This window comes from Chromatium okenii, assembly GCF_016583745.1.
Lineage (GTDB): Bacteria > Pseudomonadota > Gammaproteobacteria > Chromatiales > Chromatiaceae > Chromatium > Chromatium okenii.
This window is the reverse complement of the sequence record NZ_NRRQ01000108.1, coordinates 1-832: the sequence shown is the minus strand read 5'-3', so window position 1 is coordinate 832 and position 832 is coordinate 1. Positions and strand designations below refer to the sequence as shown.

At 40.4% G+C, this 832-nt stretch carries 1 protein-coding gene; it reads left to right on the top strand.

Translation table 11 applies throughout. The features are described from left to right. Nucleotides 1-483 (top strand): site-specific integrase (locus tag CKO12_RS14375; protein WP_108619796.1); only part of this gene is annotated, 483 nt, incomplete at its 5' end. Nucleotides 484-832: the final 349 nt, after the last annotated feature.

Below are 832 nucleotides of genomic sequence, written 5' to 3'. Positions count from 1 at the left end.
AATTCTTCAAGCAATAAACAGGAATACCAATTATTAAAAGATAACTTAGTCAGATCGTACAATAAAGCTTTGAAGAAAAATGCGCCTTATTCAATCTTTGCTATAAAAAATGGCCCAAAATCTCACATTGGAAGACATTTGATGACCTCATTTCTTTCAATGAAGGGCCTAACGGAGTTGACTAATGTTGTGGGAAATTGGAGCGATAAGCGTGCTTCTGCCGTGGCCAGGACAACGTATACTCATCAGATAACAGCAATACCTGATCACTACTTCGCACTAGTTTCTCGGTACTATGCATATGATCCAATATCAAAGGAAATGATAGCATTGAAGGATGAGACTAATCCAATTGAGGAGTGGCAGCATATAGAACAGCTAAAGGGTAGTGCTGAAGGAAGCATACGATACCCCGCATGGAATGGGATAATATCACAGGAGGTACTAGACTACCTTTCATCCTACATAAATAGACGCATATAAGTACGCATTTAAGCATAAACACGCACTATGCCGTTCTTCTCATGTATATATATATACAGGCAACACGCAGATATAGGTGCGACGTGAACAGTGAGCTGTATGTGCGCAGCTCGCGTTGCATTTTCGGAAGCGCTCGTTTTCGGAAACGCTTTGAAGTTCCTATTCCGAAGTTCCTATTCTCTAGAAAGTATAGGAACTTCAGAGCGCTTTTGAAAACCAAAAGCGCTCTGAAGACGCACTTTCAAAAAACCAAAAACGCACCGGACTGTAACGAGCTACTAAAATATTGCGAATACCGCTTCCACAAACATTGCTCAAAAGTATCTCTTTGCTATATATCTCTGTGCTA